Source organism: Pyramidobacter piscolens W5455, assembly GCF_000177335.1.
GTDB classification, from domain to species: Bacteria; Synergistota; Synergistia; order Synergistales; family Dethiosulfovibrionaceae; genus Pyramidobacter; species Pyramidobacter piscolens.
The window spans coordinates 23,093-30,179 of sequence record NZ_ADFP01000014.1 but is presented as its reverse complement, the minus strand read 5'-3'; the positions used below and the strand labels follow the sequence as shown (position 1 = coordinate 30,179).

Annotated in this window: 10 protein-coding genes and 1 pseudogene; 10 read left to right on the top strand and 1 reads right to left on the bottom strand. The window is 54.5% G+C overall.

What is annotated here, in order from left to right; genetic code table 11:
- The 10 genes and pseudogenes from HMPREF7215_RS13030 to HMPREF7215_RS01065 form a co-directional block, all read left to right on the top strand.
- The coding region (locus HMPREF7215_RS13030) for a hypothetical protein (protein WP_198004528.1) at nt 1–374 on the top strand (374 nt) is incomplete at its 5' end.
- Nucleotides 375–387: 13 nt separating this feature from the next.
- Nucleotides 388–1,161, top strand: coding sequence for a hypothetical protein (locus tag HMPREF7215_RS13025; protein ID WP_009163721.1), 774 nt, complete (start codon nt 388–390; stop codon nt 1,159–1,161).
- Nucleotides 1,162–1,425: 264 nt separating this feature from the next.
- Complete coding sequence (locus HMPREF7215_RS01100) at nt 1,426–1,650, top strand: hypothetical protein (RefSeq protein ID WP_009163720.1); 225 nt, start codon at nt 1,426–1,428, stop codon at nt 1,648–1,650.
- 62 nt (nt 1,651–1,712) lie between these two features.
- The gene (locus HMPREF7215_RS13020; protein ID WP_009163719.1) at nt 1,713–1,976 is read left to right on the top strand and encodes a hypothetical protein; all 264 of its coding nucleotides are present in this window, start codon (nt 1,713–1,715) and stop codon (nt 1,974–1,976) included.
- A 312-nt stretch (nt 1,977–2,288) separates the two neighbouring features.
- A complete protein-coding gene (locus HMPREF7215_RS01095) occupies nt 2,289–2,549 on the top strand; it encodes a type II toxin-antitoxin system RelB/DinJ family antitoxin (protein ID WP_009163718.1) in 261 nt (86 codons plus the stop codon).
- Nucleotides 2,536–2,829, top strand: coding sequence for a type II toxin-antitoxin system YafQ family toxin (locus HMPREF7215_RS01090; protein WP_009163717.1), 294 nt, complete (start codon nt 2,536–2,538; stop codon nt 2,827–2,829). Before HMPREF7215_RS01095 ends, HMPREF7215_RS01090 begins: the two co-directional genes overlap by 14 nt.
- Nucleotides 2,830–3,286: 457 nt before the next feature.
- Nucleotides 3,287–3,748, top strand: a pseudogene (locus HMPREF7215_RS14010) (DNA methyltransferase); the annotation flags it as partial.
- Nucleotides 3,651–4,115 (top strand): hypothetical protein, encoded by a 465-nt coding sequence (locus HMPREF7215_RS01075; RefSeq protein ID WP_050768840.1) that lies wholly within the window; start codon nt 3,651–3,653, stop codon nt 4,113–4,115. The pseudogene HMPREF7215_RS14010 and the gene HMPREF7215_RS01075, both read left to right, overlap by 98 nt.
- A gap of 126 nt (nt 4,116–4,241) precedes the next feature.
- Nucleotides 4,242–5,135 carry a MerR family transcriptional regulator gene (locus HMPREF7215_RS01070; protein ID WP_009163716.1) on the top strand — a complete coding sequence of 298 codons (894 nt, stop codon included), beginning with the start codon at nt 4,242–4,244 and terminating at the stop codon, nt 5,133–5,135.
- Between the two features lie 176 nt (nt 5,136–5,311).
- Nucleotides 5,312–6,337, top strand: coding sequence for an NAD(P)H-dependent amine dehydrogenase family protein (locus tag HMPREF7215_RS01065; RefSeq protein WP_009163715.1), 1,026 nt, complete (start codon nt 5,312–5,314; stop codon nt 6,335–6,337).
- 459 nt (nt 6,338–6,796) lie between these two features.
- On the opposite strand, the gene HMPREF7215_RS13010 is transcribed toward HMPREF7215_RS01065, so the two are convergent.
- A complete protein-coding gene (locus HMPREF7215_RS13010) occupies nt 6,797–6,973 on the bottom strand; it encodes a hypothetical protein (protein WP_009163714.1) in 177 nt (58 codons plus the stop codon).
- Nucleotides 6,974–7,087 lie beyond the last annotated feature (114 nt).

Below are 7,087 nucleotides of genomic sequence, written 5' to 3'. Positions count from 1 at the left end.
GGGTATTCCCGATCTACAAAGAATATTACTTTTTACATGATATAATTATGTGTCTCAGCAGTATTTTCGATTCATTCCAAACGCTTGCCGCTTCACGTCAAAGCGAGTTTTCGCGCAAATTGTACGAATCGAGCATTTCCGACAGCTTTAGCAACATCGGCAAGATTTTACGCGGCGACACGAATCTTCAATATCTGCGCTGTCCAGCGCTTGAACGCTTGATCAGCCTTTACGAATCGGAACACAGCTATGAGCAGGCTATCGAACTGTGTGACCTCGGCTTGCGGCAAGGGGACAGATGCGGACTTGCTGGCGGGTTCCAAGCGAAGAAAGAGCGTCTTATCAAAAAGAAGAATAAAGCAGAACAACAATAGAGGGGGTTGAAGAATGTTCCGGAAACTGAACAAAGCGATTCTTTTGGTTGTGACGTGCATGATTATTGCTGTATCAGCAAACGCAGCGCCAAAGAGTAAAACGAAAACAAAGGAATTGCCGCCCCCTGTTGCTGCACCAGAAACGAAAAAAGAGGAAGTGGCTCCATATTTCACGGGATTTAACGGCTACCCTTGGGGGACATCGGTAGAAGAAATATTAAAAGACACGGTTCCTAAACGTGTTATTGGCAGTGGATTTATAGATATGCAAAATTACAGGACGATTTTATATAAAAACCCATCAAGACCAGTAAATAGACAAACAATCAATCTTATGGGATTTGATGTGTATCCTGAATTTCAGTACCTTACAGCTGCGTATCCAAAATCCAGTAAAAAGCAATATCCCTTCGCATGTTACGTAGTAAAAGACGGGCGAATCATAGCAGGCGCCTTTGTTTATAATGGGGATCTCGTTAATTTATCATCGTTCGTTGATTTCCAAGTCCTTCGCATTATTGATTACGTAGCCGAAAACATCCCCCGCTCGTATAAGCGCGTAAACGAATTACGCAATGCCTTTAATGCTGTTCTTGCTTATGAGACTACACTATCCGCCCAAGATTCTGCCGGCGCGATTCAAGCTTATGTTCTAAAGGGAACGGGGCTAAAAATGAATAGAAGCGAATGTATTTCTATAAAGGTGATGTCCGATGAATATTTGAAGCTAAGAGGAATGACAGTTGTTCCGTCTGAACCGATTAAACTCGGTATTCCCACACTTTAGCGCTAATTGCTCACGAAAAATCAAAAAACCTTCACAATCACCTACAAAATTTTGACTATCATCTTACCGACCTCGGTAAAATGATCTTCGGTACCTAAAATGGTACTTTTTCCCGTCACACCCTAAAGCGATATCCCAAACCCCGCTCACGCGGGGATGAACCCTACCGCTTCAAAAACAACGGCTTCAATAAATACTCCATCCATGCTAAAATGCCTATAGCTGGAAACGAGAAGATGATCGGCAGATTGGAGGCCGGTGACAATGCCTGAAGAAGTGATCACCCCTGCGGAAGACCGCCTTATCAAACTGCTCCACGAGATCGCGCCGAAAGACAAGGATTTTAGGGTACTTGTCGGCTTGACCTGCTTTGATGAAGAGCTCACGGAAGAGCTGGTCGACCACATCGAAAAGAACCATGTGACCGACCCCGAAGAAGTGGAGCTCTGGCTCTTTGGCGACCCTGATCCTGCTGCGGAAGAAGAATAAGCAACTCAATACAAGCGACTCCGGCATCGGCCGGAGCCGCTTTTTTCGTACCCATTGAGGAGGTGAGGTGGTGGAGCAAAGACAGTCGTCGTTTCGAGCATCGCGCGCTCGAGTCGGAGTTCCGGCGGCGCCTGCGGCAGGTCGCGCAGGAGATCCGGCGCATGACCGCGGCCGGACAGCGCGAGACGACGGTTATCGACCAGCTGCGGCAGTACGGCAGGCTGATCGGCCCTTGGTCGCGCACCGTCACCGAGAACATCGTGCTCAAGGCGAACCGCATGAACCTGCGCGAGTGGAACACCATGGCCACCCCCATGCGGGGATGAACCTTCTTGATCAGCATTTCACACAGGCGTTCCAGACAAAACCCTGCCTACGCGGGCATGCCCCTATCGGACGACATGCGGCGCTTGACGATCGTTTTTAGATTGCCAAGCGCATACTCCGCCGTCTTTTCGCTGTATCCTCCCCCGCTTGCCCGCCGCCATGGCGTTCAGGCAACCAGGTATTCGCTTACAAATCGAGCCAGCTTCAGCGTCAGCTTCCGTTTCGCCATAGTGGATCACCTCGCTTTCCGATTTTTGACATATAATGCATATAGCTTTATAATTGCATTACAAAAAAGGAGCTGATAAAAAATGTCGACCGCGACCATCAACACACGCATCGATTCGAATTTGAAACATCAAGCTGAAGCAATCTTCTCCGAGATCGGCCTTTCCACCAGCCAGGCCATCCGACTCTTTTACAAACAGACCGTTCAATCTGGCGGCCTGCCCTTTCAGCCCGACTACAACTTGCCCAGAGAGACCCTCGAAGCCATGAGAGAAGCCGAAGAAGGCAAACTGACGAAGATCACAATGGACGGACTGAGGGCAATGTTCCATGCGGACGATTAAGCACTCTTCCGCTTTCAAACGCGACGTTAAACGCGAAAAGAAAGGACGCTACTGCGAAGTCTTCGATACCGAGCTGCTGGCGATCATCAACAATCTTGCGAACGATGTCCCCTTGGACGAGAAATATCAAGACCACGAACTGCAACGCAATCTCAGCGGATATCGCGAATGCCACGTGCGCGTCGACTTTCTGCTGCTGTACCAGAAGATCGACGGTGAATTGAAAATCCTCCGCCTCGAACGCCTCGGTTCTCACCGCCAGGTCCTCGGAATCGAATAATAGAACAGGGCGCGGCCTCATGAAGAGACTGCAGCCTTCAAAACCTCACCTACGCGGGGATGAACCGGCACATGGCATTTGTAGCGGCTGACGCCACGCCAAAACCCCGCTTACGCGGGGATATGCCCGGGACGACCTTGGAGACTGGCCGATGCGACCTCAACGCGAACAGCAGCGGAACGGCCGAATTCATACTTCACCATGATCAACCCCAAGAACGGCACGGGGTATCCTGCCAACGAAAAGCGGACATGGGCTCCGACACGGGATACATTCGACTTCTATTATCAGAAAGGCGCAATCGTTTTTCCAGGTGATTACGATTTCCTAAACATCGGGAAACCTTACATGCGAAAATTCAAAAGCGGGGACGATGCCGCAGGCAAACTATCGGCTGCCATTTCCGACTTCCAAATAGATGTTCGGCCGTTAGGAGTTCGGATATGCAAAACCTGAACACCTGATCAAAGCAATCATTGAGGTCGCAACAGAAGAAGGAGATATAGTCCTTGATTTTCATCTTGGCTCTGGAACCACTTGTGCTGTTGCACACAGAATGGGGCGTCGTTATATTGGCATCGAGCAGACGGATTACATCGAAAGCGTGTCGATTGAACGCCTAAAGAAGGTTATTCAGGGCGAGAAAGGTGGCATCTCAAACGCAGTCGACTGGCAAGGTAGCGGTTCGTTTGTCTATTGCGAGTTAGCTGAGTGCAATCAACATTTCGCTGATGGAGTTGTTGCCGCCAAGTCCGATGCCGACCTGATCGTTCTCCTTGAGCGTGTCCTCGCCACGGGCTTCATCAGAGGAGAAAGCGTTTGTGGCACACTTTGCTTCTTACGTGGAGGCCTTGAAGCGCGAATACGAATCGGTATACCTCGTCCGCAACGAACGCCAGCTTATGCTGTACTCGTTTGACAGCGGCGAACGCTTTGAGCCGGGCTCCCCGACGTCCCCTGGCCGGCGGAACAGCGCCGGCATGGAACAAGACCGGATTCTTGTTGAACCGAAGGGCGAGCACCTGATAGCACAGGACAAATGGAAAGAAGACTTCCTGCTCCAGATTGAAAGTCGAAGCACTCCCAGGAAAACCGTTGCGGACGACAACGAGAATTACGTCCGGGGCTTCCCGTTCTACAATCAACTGAAGCAAACCCAGCGGTTTGACGAGACTTTGAACCGAGTGCTTCCACATGGCCACAATACTTCCACCTCGGAAACATTGCCTAGGGGTTTTGAGGCTGTCTTGCCTTTTCAAAAGAAGAAAAAACCGTCTGGCAAATAGCCGCCGGCGACGTTTGGGTCGGATGGACCGACCTTCGGGACGATCCCTCGTCACGCAGGGGAAGCGGACAAATCGTGCTCAGGCCGTCGTAAAAGTATTGAAAGACGGGACCGAAAGGAGGGCAAAATGAAGGCGAATCTTCTGCCGATCGGCAGGATGGCCAGGATCAATCACGTGACGGTCGCCACGCTCAGGCTGTACGACCGAATGGGCCTCTTGAAGCCGGCCTTCATCGATCCGATCTCCGGCTATCGGTATTACGACATCCAGCAGAACGCGCGGCTCGACATGATCGCCTACATGAAGGAACTGGGCATGAGCCTGGCGGAGATCCAGGACGTCCTCGACAAGGAGGACATAACGCTAATCGAGGAGATCCTGTCGGAAAAAAACGAGCAGATTTATCGGCAGTACAGGGAGCTGAAGGACCGGCACGCCTCCGTGGCGCGCGCGATCGCCAGCATCGAGCGCTACCGCAAGTCGCCGGACACCGGCACAACCTCGCTGGAATATATCGACCAGCGCTACGTTTGGGGAATCCCCTGCGGAGAAAATTTTTATGAGACGGGCATCGCAGGCTACGAGAAGGTCCTCGCGGAGCTCCGCATGTCCCTGATCGACCGCAACTTCTCGCAGATCCACTCCTACAACGTCGGGACCTCGGTGAAGCAGGCAGACTTCCTGCGCCTCAACTTTCGCCCCGACCGGGTCTTCATCTTCGCAGACGCAAGCCTCCGAAAGAGACAGCAGGACGTCGCCACGCTCGACAGCGGAATGTACGCCTGCATCTATGCCGACGCCTACGACCAGGAGGTTCCCTACGCGAAGCAGCTGCTGGCCCACTGCCGGGAACGGCGCTATTCGATCTGTGGGGACTATATCTGCGAAGTGCTGACGGAGTTCAACGTCTTCAACGAACGCAGCCGAAACATGTTCCTGCGGCTCCAGGTCCCCATCTTCTTCCGCAGGGAGAAGCGGCCCCGCGGGACTGGCGCGTCCGGAACGCCCAAGGCGCCCTGAAGCCGAGGGCGTACCCGTCTCGCCGTCCCCGCGGAGGAGACGGAGGGTTTTTTTTCGTAAAGAGGCTTGACTCTCATCCTGCATCAGGGTTTATGATTTACTCGTCCAGAGATCCTGGAACAACTTCTCGCGGGTAGGTTATTTAAAATCATTCCAAATCAGGAGGCGGAGTCGCTATGAAAAAGGTCAAAGTCGTTCAATATGGGTGCGGCAAGATGAGCAAGCAGACCCTTCGGTACGCTTACGAGCACGGCGCCCAGATCGTCGGCGCCATCGACGTCAATCCGAAGATCATCGGGATGGACGTCGGTGATTGGGCGGAGCTCGGCGTCAAGACGGGCGTCCTCATCTCCAACGACGCAAATAAGGTGTTGGATGAGTGCGACGCGGACGTGGCCATCGTCACGCTCTTCAGCTTCATCAAGGACATCTACGACCACGTGGAAAAGTGCGTGTCCCGCGGCATCAACGTGATCACCACCTGCGAAGAGGCCATCTATCCATGGAACACCTCCGCGGCGCAGATCAACCGTCTGGATGCCCTCGCCAAGGAGAACTCCTGCACCATCACCGGCGCCGGGATGCAGGACATCTTCTGGATCAACATGGTCGCCATGGTGGCCGGTGGCTGTAACAAGATCACGAAGATCAAGGGCGCCTACAGCTACAACGTGGACGAATACGGCATGGCGCTGGCGAAGGCGCACGGCTGCGACCTCACACCTGAGGAATTTGAGGCCAGGATCGCGCATCCGGCGGAATTCGAGCCCTCCTACGCATGGAACGCGACAGAGGCGCTCTGCAACAAGCTGGGGCTGACGATCAAGTCCATCACCCAGAAGCACGTCCCCTACACCGCGGACAAGGACCTCCACAGCAGCACGATGGGCAAGGACATCAAGGCCGGCCGGTGCATTGGGATGTCCGCCGTCGTCACGGCCGAGACGATGCAGGGAATCACCGTAGAGGAGGAAACCATCGGCAAGGTCTATGGACCGGAGGACGGCGACATGTGCGACTGGAAGATCACCGGCGAGCCGAACGTGGAGTTTCACGTCGTCAAGCCGGCCACCGTTGAGCACACCTGCGCGACGATCGTCAACCGCATCCCCTCGCTGCTGCGCGCGCCGTCGGGGTACGTCACGGCCGACCAGCTGGACGAGATCGCCTACCTGACGTATCCGATGGAGCTCTACTGCTGACGGGCCAACGGGCGCCAAGGCATTGACCGGCACCGGTTTGCGGCAGCTGTCCCAGGAACGGACAGCTGCCGCTGTCCATTCAGAGACGGTCCGGGACGGAGCTCCTGCGTTGGGCAAACTCGTGGGACGGCCTCATCGCCCCATCCGCCATACGCGCCAAACGGGCACCCCCGCCGCTCAGAGACGGTCCGGGACGGAGCTCCTGCGTTGGGCAAACTCGTGGGACGGCCTCATCGCCCCATCCGCCATACGCGCCAAACGGGCACCCCCGCCGCGCTCGCAAGGCCCCAGCCTCAGTCGGAGGGGGACGCGCCACGGGGCCGTGCAACACTCCCGCCGCCGCTTCAGGTCCGCGCTCATCAGGACGTCGGGATGGGCCCGCCGGGGAAAGCTCGGAGAGGTTCATCAGATAGCAACGCTCGTCCTTGCAGGCCTCCGGGACCGTCCCCTGAAGCTCGATCAGGCAGCCCCCAGTTGGCCCTTGATACGAAACTCCGACGTCAAGCCCACATGGGTCAGGACGGTCTTGGCCCCGGATCGGTTGATGTCGTTCAGGCGTTGCTGGTTGTAGACCTCGTCGATGCCGAAAACGCTGAAGTCCACCCAGACCATTGCTGCGGCGGACGTTAAAGTCATTGAGGATCCCGTCCTCATGAGCGTTGAGCATTTCATTCCAGCAAACTTGCCTGGATAAGGCCGTTTTCATGGATTTGGTTGACGCCCGTTCTTGTTGAAAAAGCAAAGGTTCTT

What these genes read in the sequence shown, in the direction of transcription:
- HMPREF7215_RS13025 (WP_009163721.1), top strand. Translation starts at nt 388, where the DNA reads ATGTTCCGGAAACTGAACAAAGCGATTCTTTTGGTTGTGACGTGCATG.
- HMPREF7215_RS13010 (WP_009163714.1), bottom strand. Translation starts at nt 6,973, where the DNA reads ATGACTTTAACGTCCGCCGCAGCAATGGTCTGGGTGGACTTCAGCGTT.
- HMPREF7215_RS01065 (WP_009163715.1), top strand. Translation starts at nt 5,312, where the DNA reads ATGAAAAAGGTCAAAGTCGTTCAATATGGGTGCGGCAAGATGAGCAAG.
- HMPREF7215_RS01090 (WP_009163717.1), top strand. Translation starts at nt 2,536, where the DNA reads ATGCGGACGATTAAGCACTCTTCCGCTTTCAAACGCGACGTTAAACGC.
- HMPREF7215_RS01070 (WP_009163716.1), top strand. Translation starts at nt 4,242, where the DNA reads ATGAAGGCGAATCTTCTGCCGATCGGCAGGATGGCCAGGATCAATCAC.
- HMPREF7215_RS01100 (WP_009163720.1), top strand. Translation starts at nt 1,426, where the DNA reads ATGCCTGAAGAAGTGATCACCCCTGCGGAAGACCGCCTTATCAAACTG.
- HMPREF7215_RS01095 (WP_009163718.1), top strand. Translation starts at nt 2,289, where the DNA reads ATGTCGACCGCGACCATCAACACACGCATCGATTCGAATTTGAAACAT.